The following is a 23,613-nucleotide window of genomic DNA, read 5'->3' as shown; positions in this document are numbered from 1 at the left end:
GGGCGGTCCCGGCGGGGGGACATCAGATGTCCACCCACTCGGCCTCGGGCGCGTGGTCCTTGATGAACTGCTTGCGCGGTTCGACGGCGTCGCCCATCAGCACGGAGAACATCTTGTCCGCCGCGGCGGCGTCCTCGATGGTCATCTGCTTCAGGATTCGCTGTTCGGGGTCCATCGTCGTGTCCCACAGCTGTTGGGGGTTCATCTCGCCCAGGCCCTTGAACCGCTGGACCTGGGTCGGGTTGCCGTCGCACTTCTCCTCGACGATCCGGTCGCGTTCGGCCTCCGTCATCGCGTCGTAGGTGTTCCCCCGGTAGCGCACGCGGTACAGCGGCGGTTGCGCGGCGTAGATGTAGCCGGCCTCCAGCAGCGGCCGCATGTGCCGGTAGAAGAACGTCAGCAGCAGCGTCCGGATGTGCGCGCCGTCGACGTCGGCGTCGGTCATCAGGATGATCTTCTCGTAGCGGGCGTCCTCGATGTCGAACTCGTCGCCGATGCCCGTCCCGATGGCCGTGATCATCGCCCGGATCTCGTTGTTCTCCAGGATGCGGTCGAGGCGGTGTTTCTCGACGTTGAGGATCTTCCCGCGGATGGGGAGGATCGCCTGGAACTCGGGGTTGCGCCCCTGTTTCGCGCTGCCGCCCGCGGAGTCGCCCTCCGTGATGAAGAGTTCGGCGTCCTCGGGGTCCCGGGTCTGGCAGTCCGAGAGCTTCCCCGGCAGCGCCGTCGAATCGAGCGCGGACTTGCGGCGCGTCAGCTCCTTGGCCTTCTTGGCGGCCTTGCGGGCCTTCGCGGCCTCGACGGCCTTCTGGACGATGACCTCGGCGGTCTCGGGGTTCTCCTCGAAGTAGGTCCCGAGCCCCTCGTGAACGGTCGACTCGACGATGCCGCGGACCTCGCTGTTGCCGAGCTTCGTCTTGGTCTGGCCCTCGAACTGCGGGTCGGGGTGTTTGACCGAGATGACGGCGGTGAGGCCCTCGCGGATGTCGTCGCCCTTGAGGGTGCCGTCGATCTCGCCGAGCAGGCTGTTCTCCTCGGCGTAGTCGTTGACGATGCGCGTCAGCGCGGTCTTGAACCCCGTCAGGTGGGTCCCGCCCTCGCGGGTGTTGATGTTGTTGGCGAAGGCGTGGATGGAGCCCTGTAGCTCGTTGGTGCCCTGCATCGCCACCTCGACGTGGATGTCCTGCTCCTCGTCCTCGAAGTAGATGACGTCGGCGTGGAGCGGCTCTTTGGTCTCGTTGAGGTACTCGACGAACTCCCGGATCCCGCCGTCGTAACGGAACGTGTCGGCGGTTCCGTCGCGCTCGTCGGCGAGCGTGATCTCGACGCCGGAGTTGAGGAAGGCCAGTTCGCGCAGGCGCGACTCCAGCGTGGAGTAGTCGTACTCGTCGGCCTCGAAGATGCCGGTGTCCGGCCAGAAGTGGATCGTCGTGCCGGTCTCTTCGTCGTCGTCCATGTCGCGGACCCGGTCGAGCGGCCCCTGCGGCTGGCCCTTCTCGAACGACTGGCGCCAGACGGCGCCCTCGCGCTTGACCTCGACGTCGAGCGACTCGGAGAGGGCGTTGACGACCGACACGCCGACCCCGTGCAGGCCGCCCGAGACCTGGTAGGACTTGTTGTCGAACTTGCCGCCGGCGTGGAGGATGGTCATCACGACCTCGACCGCTGGTTTGTCGTACTTTTCGTGGATGTCGACCGGGATACCCCGGCCGTCGTCGGAGACGGAGACCGACCCGTCGTCGTGGATCGTGACGGAGATACTGTCGCAGTATCCCGCCAGCGCCTCGTCGATCGAGTTGTCCACGACCTCGTAGACGAGGTGGTGGAGCCCCCTGTCGTCCGTGGACCCGATGTACATCGCCGGGCGTTTGCGCACGGCCTCCAGCCCTTCCAGGGCCTGGATCTGCTGTGCGCCGTACTCGTCAGACTCCCGTGACATATAATCTGTCTACCGGTAGTAGACCACCGTCCTTAAAGCTCTCGCACGCGCGCGAGCGCGAGACTGACGGACGAGAGACCGTTTCCACCGTGAAATCGCCCGGATCCGTTCGCAGGCCTGGTACACCCGGCCCGTTTCGGCCGGTTCGCGGGGGGCGCCTGCCATCCGGTCACACGCCGCAGGGGGGCGCCGGAGTGGACCGGTTTCACTTTCACTCTGCCGGCGAACGCCTTTTAAGCCGTCCGGCAGTAGGGGGTCGCACGGATGACATCGTATCAGTCGCAACTCGGCGAGGGTGAGGGGATCGCCGAGGAGCTGGCAGAGAGCCAGCGGTCGATCTCCATCGCCGAGTTCTTCGAGAAGAACAAGCACATGCTCGGGTTCGACAGCGGAGCCCGAGGACTCGTGACCGCCGTGAAAGAGGCGGTCGACAACGCACTGGACGCCTGCGAAGAGGCCGGCATCGCCCCCGACATCTACGTCGAGATCCAGGAGGCGGGGGACTACTACCGCCTCATCGTCGAGGACAACGGTCCCGGCATCACCAAAGAGCAGATCCCCAAGGTCTTCGGGAAGCTGCTCTACGGGTCGCGGTTCCACAAGCGCGAGCAGAACCGCGGCCAGCAGGGGATCGGTATCTCCGCGGCGGTGCTGTACTCCCAGCTCACCTCCGGCAAGCCCGCGAAGATCACCTCCCGGACGAAGGGCGGCGTCGACGCCGAGTACTTCGAGCTCATCATCGACACAGACACCAACGAGCCCGAAATCGACGTCGAGGAGACGACCACCTGGGAGCGCCCCCACGGGACGCGCATCGAACTGGAGATGGAGGCGAACATGCGCGCCCGCAACCAGCTCCACGACTACATCAAACACACCGCGGTCGTCAACCCCCACGCCCGCATCGAGCTGCGCGAGCCGAGCGAACACATGAAGTACGAGCGGGTGACCGACCAGCTCCCCGAGGAGACCGAGGAGATCCGGCCCCACCCTCACGGGGTCGAACTCGGGACGCTCATCAAGATGCTCGACGCCACCGAGTCCTACTCGGTGTCGGGCTTCCTGCAGAGCGAGTTCACCCGCGTCGGCGGCAAGACCGCCGACTCGGTCATCGACAACTTCCGCGACCGCCACTTCGGCCGCGAGATGGCCTGGCGACCGCCCGAAGCCCACGAGGACGCCGACGTGGCCCGCGCGCTCGACGCCGCCGTCGCCAACAAGGGCGCCGACGCGACCGCCGAGTTCGCCGACCGCGTCTCCGACGCGCTCGACGGCTACGAGCGGGTGTCCCACCACGAACTCTCCGCCCTCGTCGACGACGTGGCAGACGACGTCGAGGAGAAGTACGACACCACGTTCGGATCGACCGTCCGCGAGAACGCGGTCGAGGCCGGCTGGCAGGCCGTTATCGGCGTCGACGCCGACGACGAGTACGAACGCCTCCGGTCTGACCTCTACGGGCTCGTCGACGAGGTGACGACCACGCAGAAAGACGACGCGACGATCCAGGGGCTGGCCGACCGGCTCGCCCCGAAGTTCGGCGACGCCGACGACCGCCGCCACCGGTTCACCCGCGAGGAGATCCGGGAGTTCGTCCGCCGCGCGGCGGACGCGACCGAGGAGTACGACGACGCGACCTTCGGCGAGACCGCTCGCGAGAACGTCGTCGAGATCGTCTGGGAGTCCGCCGAGCGGGTCCCCGACGACCCGCCGAACGTGAAGGAGATCGCCGACGACCGCGACACCTCCAGCCAGCTGCTGGAGGCGATGCGCGAGACGGACATCATCTCCCCGCCGACCGACTGCCTCGCCCCGATCAACGCCGACCTCATCGAGGAGGGCCTGCGAAAGGAGTACGACGCCGACTTCTACTCGGCGTCGACCCGCGACGCCTCCGTCCACGGCGGCGACCCGTTCATCGTCGAGGCCGGCCTGGCCTACGGCGGCGACGTCGAGGCGGAGGGTAAGGCCGAGGTGATGCGCTTCGCTAACCGCGTCCCGCTGGTCTACCAGCGCGGCGCCTGTGCGACGACCGACGTGGTCAAGAACATCAACTGGCGCAACTACAACCTCGACCAGCCCGGCGGCTCGGGCATCCCGAACGGCCCGGTCGTCATCATGGTCCACATCGCGTCGACGAACGTCCCGTTCACCAGCGAGTCGAAGGACGCCGTCGCGAACGTCCCCGAGCTCGAATCGGAGATCGAACTCGCGATGCGGGAGGCGGCCCGCGAGCTGAAGTCGTTCCTGAAGAAGCGGCGCTCGATGCAGCAGCGCCGCGAGAAGCAGGACAAACTCGCGACCATCCTGCCGGAGATGGCCGAGAAGCTGACGCAGGTGACCGGCAGCGAGGAACTCGACATCGACGACACGCTCGCGCGGATCATGAACAACGTCCTCGTCGAGCGCGAGCGCGACGGCGACACGGTCCGGCTGACCATCGAGAACAACTCCGACCGCGCGGCGGACGTCGAGATCACGGACATCGTCGCGGGGAGCGAACCCGCGCTGGCCAACGGCGACGCGAGCGTCGTCGAGATGGACGGCGAGTGGTTCGTCAAGTGGTCCGCGTCGGTGTCCAGCGGCGACGAGACCACCCTGGAGTACGAGGTCGACGACGGCGCCGAGTTCGAGATCTCGGTCGAGGGACTGGAAGAAGAGCGACTCACGGTAGACGCATAACAATGAGCACGGAAACAGACGCGGACGCGAGAGAACAGCTGATCGACCTGGCCGAGGAGTTCTACGAGCAGTTCGAGGAGGGCGACGTCCCGAAGATGCGGATCCCGACCCGGACGAAGTCCAACATCGAGTACGACGAGGACAAAAACGTCTGGGTGTACGGCGACCGCGAGAGCACGCGGACGGCCAAGACCATCTCCGGCGCAGAGAAGCTCCTCAAGGCGACCTACACCATCGACTTCCTCGCCCGCCAGCTCGACCAGGACCGCTCGTCCACCCTGCGTGAACTCTACTACCTCAGCGAGTCCTGGGACTTAGACGAGGCCCAGTTCAACACGCAGGACGAGTCGAACAACCTCATCGAGGACCTGGAGATCGTCTCCGAGGTCAAGCGCGAGGACTTCCACATGCGCCCGGAGGAGTCCGGCGCGAAGGTGATGGGGCCGCTGCTCCTCCGCGAGCAGACCAACCGCGGCGACCGCGAGATCCACTGCCAGGACGACGTCGGCCAGGGCGGTTACCAGATCCCCAACAACCCCGACACAATCGAGTTCCTCGACAACGACGCGGAGTTCGTCCTCTGCGTGGAGACCGGTGGTATGCGCGACCGGCTCGTCGAGAACGGTTTCGACGACGAGTACGACGCGCTCGTCGTCCACCTCGGCGGCCAGCCCGCGCGGGCGACCCGTCGGCTCACCAAGCGCCTCCACGACGAACTCGGCCTCCCGGTCACGGTGTTCACTGACGGCGACCCGTGGTCGTACCGCATCTTCGGCTCGGTCTCCTACGGGTCGATCAAGAGCGCGCACCTCTCGGAGTACCTCGCCACGCCGGAGGCCCAGTTCATCGGCATCCAGCCCGAGGACATCGTCGAGTACGACCTGCCGACGGACCCGCTCGCCGACTCGGACGTCAACGCGCTGGAGAGCGAACTGGAGGACCCGCGCTTCCAGACCGACTACTGGGAGGAGCAGATCGAGCTCCAGCTCGACATCGGGAAGAAGTCCGAACAGCAGAGCCTGGCCTCCTACGGCCTGGACTTCGTGACCGAGACCTACCTGCCGGAACGCCTCGACGAGATGGGCGTCCTCTGATCGGCGTCATCGCGAGCGGACCACCGTTGGCCGGTTCGGACGCTGTCTCGGAAATTTTTATGTAGTAACAGTTTCGTGCGTGAGATATGGCAGATGAGAGTGGCGACAGCGGGCGAAACGCGGCGTTGATCGTCGCGGTCGGAGTCATCGGGGTGGTGGTCATTCTGGCGGTGGCGGTCGTCGGTGCGGCGATCGCGGGATCGCTCGTGCTCGCGCCCGATGGCGACCCGGCCGTGCCGACGGTGTCGATCACCGTCGAGGCGACGGAGAACGGTATCACAGTCTCCCACGACGGGGGTGACGCCATCCGGAGCGACAGATTACACGTGGTCGTCGACGGGGACCGGCGGACCGTCTGGGCCGACGCGGCGGAGGGCGACGACGAAGTGACGGAAGGCGACCAGATAACGGTCGACGGCGTCGCATACGGCGCAGCCGTGCGAGTCGAATGGCGGTTCGAGGAAGAACGGATACCGGTCGCCGAGACCACCGTCCAGCGCGCGTGAGGGACGTTCGGGAGAAAGCGTCCGGGATGATCACGAACGTCGGCGAGGCGGTAGGGCCGGCCGACTGACGCCGCTCAGCGCTCGTCTAAGACGACGGGAACGCCGCGCCTGGCCACGTCCTGAGCGAAGGCGCCGCTGTCGCCCTCCAGCGCTTCGAACGTGTTGTAGTGGATCGGGAGGACGAGGTCGGGGTCCATCGCCTCGGCGAGGTCTGCGGCGTCGTGGCGGTCCATCGTGTACGACTGGGAGATCGAGGGGACGAACAGCGACGCGTCGAGTTCCTCGTGCCCGTCGAGCGCGTCGGAGTCGCCCGTCCAGAAGACGTTCGTGTCGTCGACGGAAGCGACGAACCCGCAGCCGATGCCCTCCGGGTGGATCGGCGTGCCGTCCTCGTTGACGTTCTTCCCGTCGGGGTCGTTGTACGCCGGGACCGTCATGATCGGCACGTCGTCGACGACGAGTTCGTCCTCCATGCCGACTTCGACGACCTCGTAGGGGAGGTCGTCGATCGGGGTCAGGTCGCGGTCGCTGTCGGCCACGTCGATGCCCTCGAAGGCGACGACCGTCGCGTCCTCGCTGGCGACCCGCTCCACGCCGTCGCTGTCGTAGTGGTGGATGTGTGTGACGCAGACGATGTCTCCGTCCTGTGCGTCGTAGTCCTGGGCGGGCGGGTGACCGACGCCGGGCGTGTCGGGTTCCCACTCGCCGGTCAGGGTCCCGTATCGGCCGGGGTCGAAGTAGACGACGGTGTCGTCGCCCTCGATGCGGAGTGTCGCGTAGCCGAGCCAGTCGACCGTCAGGCCGTCGTGTCGCACTGTCATACGTCCGCGTTCCGGTGTCACGGCGAAAAGGCTTCGCCTCCGGGTAGCCGCTTCCGATACCCGTGGTCACTGCCGTTCGGCCAACCGCTCTACGCGTTCCAGCGAGTCCGCGTCGTCGGGGTCTTTGTCCTCACGGACGCCCAGGAATCGCGGGAATCGCAGGGCGTAGCCCGACGAGTAGGTGGGCGAGGCCTGGATCTCCTCGTAGCCGACCTCGAAGACGACGGCGGGGTCGATGTCCACGTCGGTGCCGTCCTCCGAGAGGACGTGTGGCTCCAGCAGGTCGGTCAGTTCCTCGAGTTCCTCGTCGGTGACGCCCGTCGCGACCTTGCCGAGCGTCTCGAACCCGTCGTCGGTCCGCGCCGACAGCAGGAAGGTCCCGAGCAGTTCCGCGCGCCGGCCCTCGCCCCACTCGGCGCCGGTGACAACGAGGTCGAGCGTCTCCACGTCGGGCTTGCGCTTCAGCCAGTTCTTCCCGCGGCGGCCGGGCGTGTACGCCGACTCGGGGTTCTTGAGCATGATCCCCTCGTGACCGGCGTCGAGCGACTCGGCTTCGATGTCGGCGATCTCGTCCGGGTCGTCGGACAGTTCGAGTGCGGACAGCGCCGACTCGCCGGTCTCGCCGAGGACGGTTTCGAGTCGGGCGTGGCGGTCGACCAGCGGTTCGTCGAGCAGGTCGTCACCCGCCGCGTGCAGGCAGTCGAACGCCCGGAACTCGACGGTCACGTCCTCGCGGGCCTTCGCCACGTCGTGTTTCCGGCGGAATCGCCGCAGGACTTCCTGGAACGGGAGCGGCGAGCCGTCCTCGGCGACGGCGACGACCTCCCCGTCGAGGATCGCGGGAACGTCGACGGCCTCGTCGACGAACTCGACGACCTCCGGGAGCGGGTCGGTCACGTCCTCCATGTTCCGGGAGAACAGTCGCGTCTCGGGCCCGTCGCCTTCGGCGTCGCCGTCTTCCCGCGAGGGGTCGTGGTGCACCTGGACGCGCGCCCCGTCGTACTTCCACTCGACGGCGGCCTCGCCCCACTCGTCGAGCGCGTCGGTGACGATCCCGGCCTGGGCGAGCATCGCGCCGACCGGCCGGCCGATCTCCAGTCCGAGCGCGTCGAGGCCGTCGACTCCCTCGTCGCGGGCGACGACCGCCACTTCGCCGTAGTCGTTGGTCACCTGGAGCGCGCGCTCGACCTCGTCGACCGGCACGTCGAAGGCGTCGGCGATCGCGTCTCGGACGGTCCCCTCGCCGACGCCGATGCGCATCTCGGCGAGCACGAGCCGCGCGAGATATCGCGCCTCGTCGCCCTCGGTCCGGTTGAACAGCCCGAAGAGGATGTCGCGTTTCGTGTCCTGGCTCCCGGCGCCTTCGGTCGCGGCGAGGTCGCGGAGTTCGCTGTCGACCTCCGCCACGGTCAGTCCGTCCGAGCCCGAGCCGCCGTCGCCGCCACTGCCCGCGCCGAACGCGCCGAGCCCCTGCTGGCCGCCGAAGTCGTAGCTCGCGGCGACTTCGCCGACGTCACCGAGGTCGGCGACGCGGCCCTCCACGTCGTCGGCGGAGACGTTCGGACCGGCCGCCTTCGCGATGGCCTCGTAGCACAGCGCGGGACCGATGTCGAGTTTCGTCGAGACGTGGGCGGGGAACACCCGGCCCTGCACGTATCGGGCGACGACGGGCAGGTCCTCGCCCGCCGCCGCGAACAGGTCGGTCACACGCTCGCGGACCGCGCTGTCGGCGCTCTCGGCTTCGATCGCTCGGGCCCGCTCTGCGAAGGCGGCCAGTTCCATCGCCGCGTCGGTAGGGTGGCCATCCGCCTAAAACCCGGCGAAGCGCGGCCGCCTGACCGGGTTCAGCGCCGCACCGCGCGTTCCTCGCTGGACCTGCGCTACGTCGTAGATACGGGTTCGCTCGGTCGGGTACGTTCGGTCGACGGACCCTCCGGTGTAGCCGAATCGCTCGTTACCGTCCGTGTCGAGGTGCGGCACGGCGTACAGCTCCATCTCGTCGCTGTAGGTCGAGCGGAGCGCGATCCGGACGTCCCGTTCGTCGCCCGGCGGGACGTAGCCGCTGTGGCCGACGATCTCGCCGTCGGCGGTCTTCGATCGGATCGTGACGTATCCCCCCTCCGAGAGGGAGACGCTGTCGACCGTGACGGTGTCGCCGGTTATCGTCTGGTCGGAGAACGTCACCTGTGCGACGGGCGAGGAGAGGAGCACGAACGCGGCGTAGGCGACGGCGAGCAGGACCGCCGCGTGTTTCGCGCCGTCCTTGAGCGACCCCTCGCCCAGCTGGCCGGCGACGAACCCCGAGAGGACGGCCTGGATGATGGCGGTGTGGAAGAACACGAGCGTGTAGGCGGCCTTGTTCACCCGGCCGAAGCGGGCGAACGCCTCGACGTCGACGGCCATTCGGTTCGTGTTCTCCGGCGTCGGGACGTTGTTCGGGAGGCTCGGAACGAGCACTTCCTGGACGGCGACGATGATGACCAGGAACACGGCGAAGGAGACGTAGATGACGACGAGGTAGGTGAACATCTGCTGGCGCCGCTTGCGTCGGAGTTTCAGCTCCGCCGCGGCCTGCTGGCCGGCGATCCGCAGGACCGGCGCGACGTCGCCGCTCGCCCGGAGCGCGTTGGTCAGCAGCGTGACGACGCGCGTCGTCGCCGTCGTCCGGACGCGCAGGCCGAAGCGGCGCAGCGCGTCGTCGACGTTCGCGCCGTAGGTGATGTCCCTGTGGATCCGGTCGACCTCGACGGAGAGCACGCCCAGGTCGCTCTCGCGGACCCGTTCGAGCGCCTCGACGACGGACATCCCCGCCTGGTTGAGGCTCGCGAGTCGGTCGAGGAACTCGGGGAGCGCGGCCTCCATCCGCCTGATCCGGCGGGAGTAGTACTCCCAGACCACGGCGAACGAGCCGACGACCACCAGCAGCGCCTGGACGAGCACGTCGTCGAGCGCGCGGACCTGCACGTCGCCGACGAACAACCCCGGCGCGCGGAGGGCCACCGAGAGCAGCGCGAGCGGGACGGTCACGTAGAGGATCGCGGTCGGCCGCCGGAGGAGTTTCTGTGCGGGTCGGTCGAAGAGCGCTCGGACGCGAGCGAGCGCGTCGTAGGCGCCGAGCTGTCGTCGGTCGATCGACGCCGTCGCGTACCCTCCGTCGGTGGCCTGCCGATCGCTGCCGCGCTCCGAGCCCGGGTGGCCGTCCGAAGCCGATCCCGGGTCACTGTCCGAAGTCGAGTCAGGAACACCGTCCCACTTCGACGACGGGTCGGGCAACCCGGCGTTGCCGCGGACGGACTCGGCGAGCCCGCCCGTCTCCGCCCCGCCACCGACGCCGAGCAGGTCGAGCTTCCCCGAGAGGTAGACCACGAACAGCAGGTTCGCCAGCGGGATCATCACGTACGCGAGCAGCCGAAGGAAGTTGATCGTCCGGGTCGTCGTCAGCCCGAAGACCAGTAGGATCGTCATCAGGAAGAGCGTCCCGGCCACGAGGACAGTCACGTACGCCTCCGCGATGGTCGCGAGCAGTTCGAGCACGTCCTCCTGGCGGTCGAGCGCCTCCTCCTGGTAGCGGTCGTACTGCTCCCGCAGGAAGCCCGACAGGTTCTGGCCGCTCTGGAGGACGCTCGCGAGGTTCTCGCCGAACGTCTTGAACTCCTCGCTGGGAGTCCGCCTCGTGACGTTCCGGACCGCCGTGATGATGTCGCGGCCGAGGAGGTCCATCTCGCGGACCGCGACGGACACCTCGTCCGCGCCGTGGCCGTAGACGGCCCGGTTGCGCGCGAGCGTCCGCATCACGTCCGGCATCGCCATCCCGCCGCGCGAGAGCGCGTAGACGAACGCCACCGTCCGCGGCAGTCCCTCGTTGATGCCGCGCCTGCGCGTCTCGGCGCGACTGCGCGGGCGCTCCCAGCGGAACCAGTAGGCGAACCCCGCGGCTCCCAGCCCGGTCAACGCACCGCCGCCGGTCAGGACCGCGAACACCTGCTTCGGCGTGAGTTGCGGTTCGAGTTCCGGCCGTCCGAGGGCGCTTGCCATCGCGTTCGGAAGCTGGTTGATGAACTCCCCGACCGCCGGCAGGATCAGCAGGGCGCCGCCGGTGAGGTACACCCCGACGATGGCGCCGGCCGCCGCCGCGACCGCCGTGACGAGGTAGGTCTCGGCGGCGTACGCCCGGTAGGTCTGGTCGACGTAGGCCTCGCGCAACCTGCGTCGTCGGTGGGGCGCGTCCTCCGAGACGTACCGGGCGAAGTAGCGGCGCGCGATCCGGATCGAGACGGTGCGCAGTTCCCGATGCAGCGGCGCGAACGCGAGGAGCGCGACCAGCCCGAGCCCGACCAGCAACGGCGCGAGGCCGACGAGCGACCTCATGAGTCGCCGACGGTCACCTCGGCGTCCTCGATCATGTCGACGACCTCGCCGGGGTCCGCGTAGTACTTGTTGACCATCGCCGTGAACCGTCGGAAGTCGGATATCCCGTTGTTTCGCAGGTACGCGAGGAAGCGTCGCCGATTACGGAACTCCCGCATCAGCTCGCCGCGCGTCCACCCCTGCTCCTGGCGGATCTCTTCGAGCAGTTCGCTGTTGTTCCGCGTGAACGTGTCCGAGGTGCCGTCCCAGGAGTACGTGTTGGAGTAGTCGAGTTCGCCCGTCCGCTGGTCGATGCCCTCGATCTCCGAGATGGTCTTCGCGCGGCGGACGCGTTCGCCGTCCGAGCGCGTCAGCACCTGCACGCTGAGCACGTCCAGCGACTGGACCATCGGCCGCGGGACGTTGATCGGCTCGTTCTCCAGGCGGTTGATGACCGTCTGCACGGAGTCCGCGTGCAGCGTCGAGAACGTGGTGTGGCCGGTGTTCATCGCCTGGAAGAGCGTGATCGCTTCCTCGCCGCGGACCTCGCCGACGACGATGTACTCCGGGCGGTGGCGCAGCGACGAGCGCAGCAGGTCGTACATCGTGATGTCGCCGTCGCCCATGCGCTCGCGGGTGACCGACGACAGCCAGTTCTCGTGGTACAGCGACAGCTCGCGGGTGTCCTCGATGGTGATCACCTTCGAGCGCGGCGGGATGAACATCGAGACGGCGTTCATCGAGGTGGTCTTCCCCGCCGCCGTCCCGCCGGCGAAGACGAGGCTCTTGTTGTTCTCGATGCACAGCCAGAGGAAGGCGAGCATCCGGTCGTCGTAGGTGCCGTAGTCCATCAGGTCGACCGGCGTCAGCGGCTCGTCGGCGTACTTGCGGATGGTGAACGCCGACCCGCGCGGGGTCACCTCGTCGCCCAGGGCGAGTTCGATCCGCGAGCCGTCCGGCAGCGTCGTCGAGACGACCGGGTCGCTGACGCTGACGTGCCTGCCCGAGCGCTGGGCGAGCTGGACGACGAAGTCGTCGAGGGCGTCGCGCTCGAAGACGACGTTCGTCTCCACGTCCGTGTACTCCTCGTGGTAGACGAACACCGGCAGGGCCGCGCCGTCGCAGGAGATGTCCTCGACGTGCGCGTCGTGCATGATCGGGTCGAGCTTGCCGTACCCCAGGAACGACCGGTGGAGGTAGTAGAACAGCCGGTAGAACGTCTCCGTCGGCACGTCGACGCCGTACTCTTCGAGCCGCCGGCGCAGTTCCTCGCGGAGAGCGTCCGCCGGGTCGGCGCTCACCTCGTCGCGGTAGATCAGCGGGTCGCGAACGTCCTCGAAGACTCGTTCTAACAGATCCAGTTCCGTCTCGTCGAGCGACGGCTCGACGACGCGGTAGCGGTGTTCGTTCTCCTCGTCGTCGTAGCTGATGGTCGCGTAGGCGAAGGGCGCGTTGAGCCAGTAGCGCTCGACTTCCCGCTCGCCGGTGGCTGGGGGGTCGGCGACCAGCCGGCCGTGGCGTGCGGGGTCGTAGTTCGGAACGTGGATCCGGGTGCCCGTGAGGACCGTGGCCGCTCGGGAGAGCCACTCCTGAAAGGCCTGGAGGCGGCCCTCCCCCGTTCCCGTCCCGTCGCTGGCTTCGCGTGACATGAGAGGTCCGTGGCCGCGTGTTACCCGAGGTATCCCGGCGACTCACTTAAACTCGAACCCCCAGTAATCACGGATGAAACTCGGCGTCGGCCGCCGCCCGCCGCGGCGCCAGTCTACCGGCGTTCACTGGTGGGCCGTCGCGGCTACTCGCCGCTGTCGACGGTCGGTAGCGTGAACGAGAACGTCGACCCCTCGCCCGGCTCGGCGTCGACCCACAGTTCGCCCCCGTGGCGTTCGACGATGCGCTCGCAGAGCGCCAGTCCGATGCCCGTGCCCGAGTACTCGTCGCTAGTGTGGAGCCGCTCGAAGACCTGGAAGATCGCGTCGGCGTACTCGGGGTCGATCCCGATGCCCTCGTCCCGGACTGAGACGACCCACCGGTCGCCGGCGCGTTCGGCCCCGACGCGGACGGTCGGCGGTTCGTCGCCGCTGTACTCGATGGCGTTGTCGACGAGGTTCTGGAACACCTGCCGGAGCTGGTCGCCGTCCCCGCGAACCCGGGGTAGGTCCTCGGCCGCGACGTCGGCGCCGCTCTCCTCGATGGCGACCTGCAGGTCGTCGCGAACGTCGGAGAACACGGCGTTCAGGTCGACCGGCTCCAGCGGGTCGCCCTCCGTCTCGACCCGGGAGTACTCGAGGAGTCCGTCTATCATCTCCCGCATCCGATCGGCCCCGTCGACGGCGAAGGCGAGGAATTCCCGCGCCTCATCGTCTAGATCGTCCGCGTACCGGTTCTCCAGCAGTTGGAGGTAGCTGGAGACCATCCGCAGCGGCTCCTGCAGGTCGTGGGAGGCCGCGTAGGCGAACTGTTCGAGGCGCTCGTTGGACTCTTCGAGCCGGCGCTCGCGCTCGACGCGCTCGGTCACGTCCCGCGCCGTCATCCCGACCTGCCCGCCCGACGCGCCGCCGATGGGGAACGCCTGGCACTGCAGGACGCGGCCGCGCATCTCGAGTTCGCGCTGGAAGGGACCGCCGTCCGTCGAGTCGGCGACGCTGTCCAGGACGTCGAACCACGCCCCAGGGTCGGCGACGTCGGCCTCGCGGACGGTACAACCGGCCACGTCACGCAGCCCGGTGTGCGCCTCGAACGCCGGGTTGGCCTCCAGGAACCGATAGTCGGTTCGGTCGGCGTCGTCGGGCTCCGCGGGTTCGACGACGCAGTACCCCTCCGTCATCGAGTCAAAGAGGGTCCGGTAGCGCTCCTCGGACTCGCGCAGCTCGTCGTAGAGGCGCGCGTTCTCGATGGCCGCGGACGCGACGTTCGCGAGCTGAACCAAGATGGCCTCGTCGGCCTCGGTAAATTCGCCATCGTAGCGGTCAGAGAGCTGGATGAGCCCCGTGTTCTCGCCCTCCGGGCCGACGATGGGGACGGCCAGCCAGCCGTCCATCGGGGGATGCTCGTCGGCCTCGTCACCGAATGCCTGCCAGGCCGGGTGCGACTCCAGTTCGTCCTGGGTCACCCGCATCGGCTCGTTGCGCTCGCAGACGACGGAGTAGATGCCGCTCCCGTCGGGTTCGGTGTCGTAGTCGCTGTACTCGGCGTACTTCTCCGAGAGCGAGACGGCGTTTATCGCCTGCTCCCAGTTCTGGTTGAGCGTCCTGCTGGTCACCGACTGGTGGGCGCCGACGAGCTCTCGGGCCACCTCGGTTATCTGGCGGAGGATCTCGTCGAGATCCGCGGTGATGTTTATCTCGGTGACGAACTGGGCCAGGTGCCGGTGGCGCTCGATCAGTTGCTGGCGCGTGATCTGGGCGTCGGGGTCCTCCGACGCGTCAGCCATCGCGTCGACCAGTTCCGCCCGCTCGGTGCGCTGGTCGATGGCGGGCCACCACACTCGACGGCCCCCCGTGAGTTCCTTCGTCCGTAGGAGGTCCCGGTCGACCAATACGTCGAGTTCGTCCCGGACGGCCGCCGCCGAGTACTCGGTCTCGGCGGCGATCTCCCGCGCGGTGAGCGGTTCGTACTCCGGGCCGTCGAAGAAGTCGCGGACCACGGCGGCTGGGGACCGGTCCGTCGGGCCGGGCATGTCTCATTGCACCGGACGGAACCGGAAAGCTATTTCCCCCGCCGCGATCCGCCGGATCGGCCCCTCGGGACCGTTCGCGGGGGTTCGCCCGCTACACCGTGAACAGGTGGCCCTCTTCGGGCACGTCGAACAGGCCGATGCGGGCGCCGGCGTCGAGCCAGGCGTGGCCGTACGAGAACGAGGCGAGGGCGTTCACCGGGTCGCCGTCGTCGTGGAAGTGGCGGCCGTCTTCGAGGTACGAGCGGGCCATCTCCTCGCACTCGGCGGCGGCCTCGGCCATGGGCGTCCCTTCGGGCGGTGCGACCTCCGCGGCGTCCAGCGCCTCGGCGAGCAGCCCCTCGTAGCGGTCGGTCTTCTCCTCCAGATCGGCGGGCATAGTCGGACCCTGCGCCGGTGTGACCCTAAGCGTTCGGTCCGCTGGTCGCGCCCGCCGGGGCCATTCCGTCCCCGATACGTCCCGACTGTTTCCGGGCTACTGGCGGTTTCGACACGGTGTCTCAGGCGTATTGAGGCTGGCCGCCCAACGGTCGACATGGACGACGAGGCCCGCAGCGAGAGCCCGCTCGACCGGGACGAGGTGGTCGCCGCCGAGATCGCGGAGGACGCCGACGCGTTCAGCTCCGCGCTCGCGCAGTTCTACCGGAGCGAGGTCACCCAGGCCGCCGGGGCGCAGGACCGGATGGACCGCACGACGAACTGGGCGATAACGGTGCTGGCGGCGCTGGTGTCGGTGGTGTTCTCGACACCGCAGATGCCCGCGTACCTGCTCCTGATAGGCGTCGTGGCGCTCTCGATGTTCCTCACCTACGAGGTCCGGCGCTACCGGTTCTACGACGTGTATCGGTCCCGCGTCCGGATCGTCCAGGAGAACTTCTTCGCGAACGCGCTGTCGCCGGGCGGCCTCGAGGACCCCACCTGGCGCGAGAAACTGAGCGAGGACCTCCGGTCGCCGACGTTCAAGGTCACGACGCGCGAGGCGCTCGCGCGGCGGCTCCGTCGGACCTACGGTCCCCTGTACGTCGTCGTCGGCCTCGCGTGGCTCGCGAAGGTGACGCTGTTCACGCCCGAGTCGCAGTGGTCGGAGTCGGCCGCGCTGCCCGGCATCCCCGGCACGGTCGTTGCGGGCGCGCTCGCCGTCTTCTACCTCTCGGTCCTCCTCGTGGCGAAGTGGCCGAGCGATCGCCAGGCGAAAGGGGAGATCCACGGGGAGCGAGTCGGCGAGTGGAAGAACGAGTGAGCCGCGGCCGGGTCGTACCACGACACCCGCTGCGGCTGTCGACCGTCTCAGCGGGAGTGTGAGCGGCCGGTGAGCGAGCGCAATCTACATACGGGATACTCCATTACCGTGAACCAATGACTACTGAGCCGGTCGACCACCGACGGCTGATAATCGCGGGTTCGGGCATCGCTGGACTGACAGCGGCCATCTACGCGGCGCGATCGAACCTAGAACCGCTCGTCCTCGAAGGCGACGAGCCCGGCGGACAGCTCACGCTGACCACCGACGTCGAGAACTACCCGGGCTTCCCCGACGGCGTCGGGGGGACCGAACTCGTGAACAACATGAAAGAGCAGGCCACGCAGTTCGGCGCCGAGATCACTCACGGGGTCGTCGAGGACATCGACGACGAGGTCCGGCCCTTCGAGGTGGAACTCAACACCGGCGACACGTACACGACGGACGCCTTCATCACCGCCAGCGGCGCGAGCGCGCGCACCCTCGGCGTCCCCGGCGAGGACGACCTCATGGGCTTCGGCGTCTCGACGTGCGCCACCTGCGACGGCGCGTTCTTCCGCGGCGAGGACATGCTCGTCGTCGGCGGCGGCGACGCCGCCTTCGAGGAGGCCGACTTCCTCACGCGCTTCGCGGACACGGTCTACCTGGCCCACCGCCGCGAGGAGTTCCGCGCCGAGGACTACTGGATCGACCGCCTGATGGACAAGGTCGAAGACGGCGACGTGGAGATCATGCGAAACACCGAACTGCTGGAGGTCCACGGCTCCCAGGAGGGCGGCGTCGACCACGTGACGCTGGCACGCAACGAGTCGGGCTACCCCAAGGACAACCTCGACGACCCCGAGACCGAGGAGTTCGACTTCGACGTGGGCGCCGTCTTCGTCGCCATCGGCCACACGCCCAACACCGACTACCTCGAAGACACCGGCGTCGATCTGGACCCCGAAGGCTACGTGAAGACGCAGGGCAGCCGCGGCGGCGGCGAGGGCGCGAACCAGACCGCGACCGGCGTCGAGGGGCTGTTCGCCGCGGGCGACGTCGTCGACCACCACTACCAGCAGGCGATCACCGCCGGCGGCATGGGCTGCAAGGCCGCGATGGACGCCGACGACTACCTCGAACGCGAAGTCGGGACCGAGAGCGAAGCCGAGGCCGCCGCGGAAGCCGACGACTGACGCCTCTCGGTGCGGAACTGACGGAATATCGCTCGTTTTCCCGTTCGACAGGTCACTCGCCGATACTCGCATACGCATCCACCAGACCCATATGGCGGCTGTCCGAACGAGGACCATGGCAGACGCCGAGACGGTGACGCTGACGCTCGAATCGGAAGACGGTGCGACGGACGAACTCGTCGTCCCCACCGAACTGCTCGACCTCCTCGCCGAGGGCGACGAGACGGCACCGGAGATCGTCGGGGACATCGCGATGTTCGGCCTCGCACAGCGCATCCACAGCGCCGTCCACCACAGCGAGGGCGAGGTCGACGACACGGTCGCCGACACCGAGGAACTGACGCTCGAGCTGTTCGAGGAGCGCTTCGGCCGCTCGTTCGCCGAACTCACCGGCCACGCTCACTGACGCGACTCGCCAGTAGCAGGCGGTTTCGCGGTTTCTCCACGCCGGGTCCGGTCGCGAGCGCTGAGACCGCCGCTGGACCTGGTGACCGGCGTTCCGACCGCCGTCGGGTCGTCAGCACACGTCCCAGCGGATCAGGACGCCGTCGTCGACGCCGTCGACGTCGCGCAGCGACAGCTCCGGAAAGTCGTCGACGAAGCCGTCGCCGTCGGCCAGCGTCGGCGCCTTCCAGCCGCCGATCACCGTCGGGCCGACGAACACCGAGAGCTCGTCGACTAGCTCCGCCTCGAACAGCGAGAAGATGATCTCGCCGCCCCCTTCGACCATCAGCCGGTCGATCCCGCGGGACTCCAGTTCGGCCAGCGCCGCGGCGAGGTCGACCCGCTGGTCGCCGGCGGCGATCACCTCGGCGCCGGACTCCGTGATCTCGGCGACGAAGTCCTGCGGGGCGGCCTCGCTCGTCAGGAGGTACGTCTCGGCCCGGTCGTCGAGGACCCTGGCGTCCGTGGGCGTCCGGATCCGGGAGTCGGCGACGATGCGCGCGGGGTTCTCGGGCTTGCCGGCGTTCCGGCGGCGCTCGCGGCGCGCGTCGTCGTCGACGGTCAACGAGGGATCGTCGGCGAGGACGGTCCCGACGCCGACCATGACGGCGTCGCTCTCGGCGCGGAGCGCGTCGACGCGGTCGAAGTCGTCGGGACCGCTGATCGCGACCTGTTCCCGTTCGCGCGTCGAGAGCTTCCCGTCGGCGCTCATCGCGGCGTTGACGACGACGTGCATGGGAGACAGAAGCGTACACCGGGGAATACCGCTTTCGGTCCCTCGGCCGCACTCCGCGGGGCTCGCTCCGGGGGGTCTCACTCCGGCGGCTCGGTGAGCTTCCCCGCGTCGAGGCGCTTGGCGCCGTCGATCTCGGCCGCGCGGAAGACGAACGAGCGGCCGTCGAGCCAGAGCTCCTCGACGTCGAAGACGTACTCCTCGGTCCACGTCTTGAGGCGTGCCTCTCCCTTGGCGTCGATCTCCAGGAACGTGCGCGGCGTCTCCTGGGTCGCGATCTCCCACTCGTCGTCGCCGAGGCCGAACGACTCGCTCTCCTCGTCGGCCCAGGCGAACACCGTCCGGTACTGCTCTCGCGGGTCCTCGGAGCGGTCGTGGTCGACGCGTCTGTCGGTCTCGAAGTCGAACCCGTGGGTCGAACACCAGGCGCGAAGCTCCCGTTCGTCGAATCGCTTCGGGACGCTCTCCTCGGCCCCGGATCGCCTCCAGATGACGTGCGTCTCCGACGGCTTGCCCCTGAACGTCGGAGGTTCCATGAGACCCACGTCACACGTGGACGACCAAAAACCTGCCCCGACCGAGCGTCCCGTTGACACGAGTCCGCGGCCGGGGTCCGGCGACTGTCGGCCCCGCCGTCGCGCACCCGTCGACCCTCCGTCGACCGACGGGAACGATTTTTACCGACCCCAGCCGAACGTCTCGGTGATGAGCTTAGACGACCATGCCGAGGAACTCGCCTCCAGCCTCGGCGTCGACAAAACGGAGGTCAAAAGCGACCTGGAGAACCTCGTCGAGTACAGCGTGCCCGTCGAGGAAGCGAAGGACAGTCTCCGACGGAAGTACGGCGACGGGTCGAGCGACAGCGGCGGTCCGACGACCAAGGACATCGCCGACGTCTCGACGGGCGACTCCTCGGTCACCGTCACCGGCACAGTCCTGACGGTCGGCAAGCGGTCGATCCGCTACCAGGGGTCGGACCACGTCATCTTCGAGGGGGAGATCGCCGACGAGAGCGGCAAGATCTCCTACACCGCGTGGGACGACTTCGGCCTCGAAGCAGGCCAGACGATCACCGCCGGCAACGCCGGCGTCCGCGAGTGGGAGGGCGACCCCGAGCTCAACCTCGGCGAGAGCACGACGATCCAGCTCGCGGACGAGGACCTCGCCGTCGACTACCCGGTCGGCGGCGACGCGACGCTCGCCGAACTCGAACCCGGGGACCGCGGGATCAACGTCGAGGTAACAGTACTGGAGGTCGAGACGAAGACCATCGACGGCCGCGACGGCGAGACGGACATCCTGAGCGGCATCCTCGCCGACGAGACGACGCGGCTCCCCTTCACGGACTGGGAACCCCACGAGGCGATCACCGAGGGCGCGTCGCTCCGCCTCGAAGACGTGTTCGTCCGGGAGTTCCGCGGCGCGCCGTCGGTCAACGTCTCGGAGTTCACCGAGGTCCAGGAACTCGACCGGACGGTCGAGCCCACCGAGGAGGCGCCCGCTCTGGCGGTCAGGGACGCCATCGACTCGGGCGGCCTGTTCGACGTCGAGATCGTCGGGAACGTCATCGCGGTCCGCGACGGCTCCGGCCTCATCGAGCGCTGCCCCGAGTGCGGCCGCGTCGTGCAGAACGGCCAGTGCCGGACCCACGGCGCCGTCGACGGCGTCGACGACCTGCGCGTGAAGGCCATCCTCGACGACGGGACGGGGACCGTGACCGCCATCCTCGACGACGGGCTGACCGAGGAGATCTACGGCGGCGGCATCGAGGACGCGAAGGAACACGCCCGCGAGGAGATGGACCAGGAGGCCGTCGCCGACGCCATCCGCGAGGAGATCGTCGGCCGCGAGTTCCGCGTGCGCGGCTCGCTGTCCGTCGACGAGTACGGCGCCAACCTCAACGCCCGCACCTTCGACGAGACGGAGGACGACCCCGCCGCGCGTGCCAGCGACCTGCTGGCGGAGGTCCGGCAATGAGCGGGTCGGAGGACCAGGGCGGCGCGGGCCGCCGCGAGGTCGCCTACCGCCTGTTCGCCGCGGAGTTCGAGGACGCCGACTTCTCGTACTCCGAGAGCGACGAGGAGCGCGCCCCGAACTACGTGGTCACGCCGACGGGCGGGCGCGTCAACCGCCTGTTCGTCGTCGGCGTCCTCACCGAAGTGGAGAACGCGAGCGAGGACGTGCTCCGGGCGCGCGTCGTCGACCCGACGGGCGCGTTCGTCGTCTACGCCGGGCAGTACCAGCCCGACGCGCAGGCCTTCTTCGAGCGCGCCCAGCCGCCGATGTTCGTCGCCGTCACCGGGAAGGCGCGGACCTTCCAGCCAGACGACTCCGACGTGACCTACACCTCGATCCGCCCGGAGAACGTCAACGAGGTCGACGCGGAGACCCGCGACCGCTGGACCGTCGGGACGGCCCGGCAGACCCTCGACCGCGTGCGGACGATGGCCCGCGCGCTCCGGATGGACGAGCGCGGCGACGAGCTGCGGGCGGCACTCGAAGCCGAGGGCGTCGACACCGGACTGGCAGCGGGCGTCCCGCTCGCCATCGACCACTACGGCACGACGCCCGCGTACCTGGACGCCGTCCGGAACACCGCCGTCCAGGCCCTCGAAGTCGTCGCCGACGAGCGCGACGAGGTGGACGCGCACACCGCTTCCCCCGACGCACCGGGCGAGGCGGACCTCGCTGCGCTCGCCGCGCTGGACGTCGCCCCCAACGTCGGCGGCGAGAGCGAGGACTTCGGCGGTGCGCTCGCCTCCGAGTCGACTGACGCGACCGCCGGTGACACGGGGTCCGCCGACGCGGCCACGTCGGCCGCGTCCGGAACGACCGGAACGTCGTCCGAATCGGTGGAGGCGACGGCCGAATCGACGGACTCCACGGCGGGAAGCGAAGCGGACGCCGCGACGGAGTCTCCATCGGCCTCCGCTGAGACCGGACAAGCGGAGGCCGACTCCGGGCCGGCCGAGTCGGAACCGGCGGACGCCACCGAGGCCGAACCGGTCGAGACTGCCTCGTCGGAGACGAGCGGAGCGACGACCGTCGCCGCCGAATCCACGGAGACAGCCGTCGACGAGTCGACCGAGACCGACGCGGCGGTCGAGTCGGCGCCCGAGGAGTCGGGCGCGGCCGCCGATACTGGCGACGCTGGCGGTGACGACCTCGACGACTTCGACCCCGGTGAGTTCGACCTCGACGAGGAGGAGCGCGAAGAGATCGAGGAGGAGTTCGGCACCGAGTTCCAAAGCGGGAGCGAAGTCGGCGAACCCGGCGAGGCCGGCATCGAGACGCCCGACCCCGACGAACTCGCCGAGGGCGAAGCGGCGGCCGAGGAGCCTGCGGCGACTGACGCTACCGATGCCTCCGCGGAAGCGGAGCCCGCGGAGCCCGAGGCGGACGACGAAGCCGCCGAGTCCGACGCACCGGAGGCGGACGGCGCGGAGCCGGAAGCCGATGGAGAGGACGAGACCGCGGCGGTACCGGAGACTCCGGAGGACTCGACCGAGCCGGCGGCCGACGCCGAGCCCGCCGAAGACGTCGACGTCGAGGACGCGGTGATGGACGCGATGGAGGAACTCGACGAGGGCGACGGCGCCCACGCGGACGACATCGTCGACGCGGTGACGAGCCGCACCGGCGCGCCGGCCGACGAGGTGCGCGACGCCATCCAGGACGCCCTGATGGACGGCCGCTGTTACGAGCCGGACGACGACGTGTACAAGCCGATCTGATGGGCGTCGAACCGCTCCCGGGGGAACCGGCCGCTGTCGCGGCGACTGCCGACGAGCGGCTGCTCGTCGTCGCCGACTACCACGCCGGCATCGAAGCCGGCCTCCGGCGGGACGGCGTCGAACTCCCCGACCACGGACCGGAGCGTCGAGAGTCGCTGCTCGCACTCGTCGACGCCGAGCGACCGGACCGCCTCGTCGTCCTCGGCGACCTCGCGAACGCTATCGGCGGCCCCGGCCGCGACGAACGCGAGGAGATCCTCGCGCTCTTCGACGGCCTGCCCGCCGACCTCCCCGTCACGCTCGTCAAGGGCAACCACGACGGCGACGTCGAGGGGGTTCTCGACCGGGTTGACCAGTCGGTCGAGATCACGCCGGGCCACGGCGTGCGCATCGGCGAGGTCGGCTTCGCGCACGGCCACACCTGGCCGAGTCCCGACGTTCTCGCCGCCGACGTGGTCTGCGTCGCCCACGAGCACCCCGTCGTCCGGTTGGAGGACGAGGTCGGCGGCGCCCGCGTCGAGCGCGTGTGGCTCCGCGGGGACCTGAACCCCGACCCGTTCCGCGAGTTCCACGACGCCGACCTCGATGTCGACGCCGATGTCGAACTCGTCGTGTTCCCGGCGTTCAACGACCTCTCCGGCGGCACCTGGGTCAACGTCGAGGGCCAGGACTTTCTCGCCCCCTTCCTACCCGACGGGCTGGTCGACGGCGAGGCGTACCTCCTCGACGGCACCCGCCTCGGCGACTACCGACGACTCTGACGCGCGGGATCGAATCCCCGGAGCTGTCGTCCAGAATACCTTTCACCCGCTGCGACGTACGACCGGATATGTCCAGAACGGTCGACCTCTCGGTCCCCCGGTGGGTGCACGTCCCGTTCGTGTTCCTCCTGATCGGCGGCGGGTTCGTCGCCGGCGTCGCCGCCCTCCTCGACCTCGTGGTCGAGGGACTGGGCCTCGTCGAGAGCGGCTACCTACCGAGTCTCGCCGTTGCGGCGCTCCTCTATCTGGCGATCTGCGCGGTCTGGTTCGCACGCACACGGGGAGACGGCAACGGGTCCGTCTGGTCCGCCATCCCCGACACGCAGTACACCGGTCGCCACGCCGAGAGCGGCGGCATCGCCCGGAAGGAACAGGAAGACGCGCTCCGCGAGTTGCAGGACGAACGGGAGTGAGGCCGAGCCGCCGCTCACGATCTGTTCGCGGCAAAATACGGTGGGAAGGGG

The 23,613-nt window shown here is 68.8% G+C and carries 19 protein-coding genes; 10 read left to right on the top strand and 9 right to left on the bottom strand.

Going from position 1 to position 23,613, the window contains the following annotated elements:
• Positions 1-22 precede the first annotated feature (22 nt).
• Positions 23-1,939: a DNA topoisomerase (ATP-hydrolyzing) subunit B gene (gyrB, locus tag PSC72_RS18170; RefSeq protein ID WP_274322837.1), complete on the bottom strand. Its 1,917-nt coding sequence runs from the start codon at positions 1,937-1,939 to the stop codon at positions 23-25.
• A gap of 264 nt (positions 1,940-2,203) precedes the next feature.
• On the opposite strand from gyrB, the gene PSC72_RS18165 reads away from it, so the two are divergent.
• The 3 genes from PSC72_RS18165 (at position 2,204) to PSC72_RS18155 (ending at position 6,221) form a co-directional block, all read left to right on the top strand.
• Positions 2,204-4,621, top strand: coding sequence for a DNA topoisomerase VI subunit B (locus tag PSC72_RS18165; RefSeq protein WP_274322836.1), 2,418 nt, complete (start codon positions 2,204-2,206; stop codon positions 4,619-4,621).
• A 2-nt stretch (positions 4,622-4,623) separates the two neighbouring features.
• Positions 4,624-5,715: a DNA topoisomerase IV subunit A gene (locus PSC72_RS18160; RefSeq protein WP_274322835.1), complete on the top strand. Its 1,092-nt coding sequence runs from the start codon at positions 4,624-4,626 to the stop codon at positions 5,713-5,715.
• An 86-nt stretch (positions 5,716-5,801) separates the two neighbouring features.
• Positions 5,802-6,221: a type IV pilin gene (locus tag PSC72_RS18155; RefSeq protein WP_274322834.1), complete on the top strand. Its 420-nt coding sequence runs from the start codon at positions 5,802-5,804 to the stop codon at positions 6,219-6,221.
• A 74-nt stretch (positions 6,222-6,295) separates the two neighbouring features.
• Here the strand turns inward: PSC72_RS18155 and PSC72_RS18150 are convergent, their stop codons facing one another.
• From PSC72_RS18150 to PSC72_RS18125, 6 genes are all read right to left on the bottom strand, one after another.
• Positions 6,296-7,042 (bottom strand): MBL fold metallo-hydrolase, encoded by a 747-nt coding sequence (locus PSC72_RS18150; RefSeq protein ID WP_274322833.1) that lies wholly within the window; start codon positions 7,040-7,042, stop codon positions 6,296-6,298.
• 66 nt (positions 7,043-7,108) lie between these two features.
• Positions 7,109-8,824: an ATP-dependent DNA ligase LigA gene (gene ligA / locus PSC72_RS18145; protein ID WP_274322832.1), complete on the bottom strand. Its 1,716-nt coding sequence runs from the start codon at positions 8,822-8,824 to the stop codon at positions 7,109-7,111.
• A gap of 27 nt (positions 8,825-8,851) precedes the next feature.
• Positions 8,852-11,410: a type II secretion system F family protein gene (locus PSC72_RS18140; protein WP_274322831.1), complete on the bottom strand. Its 2,559-nt coding sequence runs from the start codon at positions 11,408-11,410 to the stop codon at positions 8,852-8,854.
• Complete coding sequence (locus PSC72_RS18135; RefSeq protein WP_274322830.1) at positions 11,407-13,038, bottom strand: type II/IV secretion system ATPase subunit; 1,632 nt, start codon at positions 13,036-13,038, stop codon at positions 11,407-11,409. Before PSC72_RS18135 ends, PSC72_RS18140 begins: the two co-directional genes overlap by 4 nt.
• 143 nt (positions 13,039-13,181) lie before the next feature.
• Positions 13,182-15,065, bottom strand: coding sequence for a GAF domain-containing sensor histidine kinase (locus tag PSC72_RS18130; protein ID WP_274322829.1), 1,884 nt, complete (start codon positions 15,063-15,065; stop codon positions 13,182-13,184).
• A gap of 91 nt (positions 15,066-15,156) precedes the next feature.
• Positions 15,157-15,441 (bottom strand): DUF357 domain-containing protein, encoded by a 285-nt coding sequence (locus PSC72_RS18125; RefSeq protein WP_274322828.1) that lies wholly within the window; start codon positions 15,439-15,441, stop codon positions 15,157-15,159.
• 156 nt (positions 15,442-15,597) lie between these two features.
• On the opposite strand from PSC72_RS18125, the gene PSC72_RS18120 reads away from it, so the two are divergent.
• The 3 genes from PSC72_RS18120 (at position 15,598) to PSC72_RS18110 (ending at position 17,883) form a co-directional block, all read left to right on the top strand.
• A complete protein-coding gene (locus PSC72_RS18120) occupies positions 15,598-16,302 on the top strand; it encodes a DUF2270 domain-containing protein (protein ID WP_274322827.1) in 705 nt (234 codons plus the stop codon).
• 116 nt (positions 16,303-16,418) lie between these two features.
• Positions 16,419-17,477 (top strand): NAD(P)/FAD-dependent oxidoreductase, encoded by a 1,059-nt coding sequence (locus PSC72_RS18115; protein WP_274322826.1) that lies wholly within the window; start codon positions 16,419-16,421, stop codon positions 17,475-17,477.
• 115 nt (positions 17,478-17,592) lie between these two features.
• On the top strand, positions 17,593-17,883 hold the full coding sequence (locus PSC72_RS18110) for a DUF7545 family protein (protein WP_274322825.1): 291 nt from the start codon (positions 17,593-17,595) through the stop codon (positions 17,881-17,883).
• A gap of 111 nt (positions 17,884-17,994) precedes the next feature.
• Here PSC72_RS18110 and PSC72_RS18105 read toward each other — a convergent pair whose 3' ends face one another.
• A complete protein-coding gene (locus tag PSC72_RS18105; RefSeq protein WP_274322824.1) occupies positions 17,995-18,657 on the bottom strand; it encodes a 2,5-diamino-6-(ribosylamino)-4(3H)-pyrimidinone 5'-phosphate reductase in 663 nt (220 codons plus the stop codon).
• 77 nt (positions 18,658-18,734) lie between these two features.
• A complete protein-coding gene (locus tag PSC72_RS18100) occupies positions 18,735-19,190 on the bottom strand; it encodes a hypothetical protein (RefSeq protein WP_274322823.1) in 456 nt (151 codons plus the stop codon).
• A 169-nt stretch (positions 19,191-19,359) separates the two neighbouring features.
• Here PSC72_RS18100 and PSC72_RS18095 point away from each other — a divergent pair, with 169 nt between their 5' ends.
• The 4 genes from PSC72_RS18095 to PSC72_RS18080 all read left to right on the top strand — a co-directional run bounded on the left by PSC72_RS18095 (position 19,360) and on the right by PSC72_RS18080 (position 23,562).
• Positions 19,360-20,631, top strand: coding sequence for a Single-stranded DNA binding protein (locus PSC72_RS18095; protein WP_274322822.1), 1,272 nt, complete (start codon positions 19,360-19,362; stop codon positions 20,629-20,631).
• Positions 20,628-22,388 carry a hypothetical protein gene (locus PSC72_RS18090; protein WP_274322821.1) on the top strand — a complete coding sequence of 587 codons (1,761 nt, stop codon included), beginning with the start codon at positions 20,628-20,630 and terminating at the stop codon, positions 22,386-22,388. Before PSC72_RS18095 ends, PSC72_RS18090 begins: the two co-directional genes overlap by 4 nt.
• On the top strand, positions 22,388-23,149 hold the full coding sequence (locus PSC72_RS18085; RefSeq protein ID WP_274322820.1) for a metallophosphoesterase: 762 nt from the start codon (positions 22,388-22,390) through the stop codon (positions 23,147-23,149). Before PSC72_RS18090 ends, PSC72_RS18085 begins: the two co-directional genes overlap by 1 nt.
• 68 nt (positions 23,150-23,217) lie before the next feature.
• Complete coding sequence (locus tag PSC72_RS18080) at positions 23,218-23,562, top strand: hypothetical protein (protein WP_274322819.1); 345 nt, start codon at positions 23,218-23,220, stop codon at positions 23,560-23,562.
• Positions 23,563-23,613: the final 51 nt, after the last annotated feature.

The sequence above is a fragment of the Halosimplex aquaticum genome (assembly GCF_028747785.1).
GTDB classification, from domain to species: Archaea; Halobacteriota; Halobacteria; order Halobacteriales; family Haloarculaceae; genus Halosimplex; species Halosimplex aquaticum.
The sequence above is the reverse complement of the archived record's forward strand: the minus strand, read 5'-3'. Positions and strand labels throughout refer to the sequence as shown.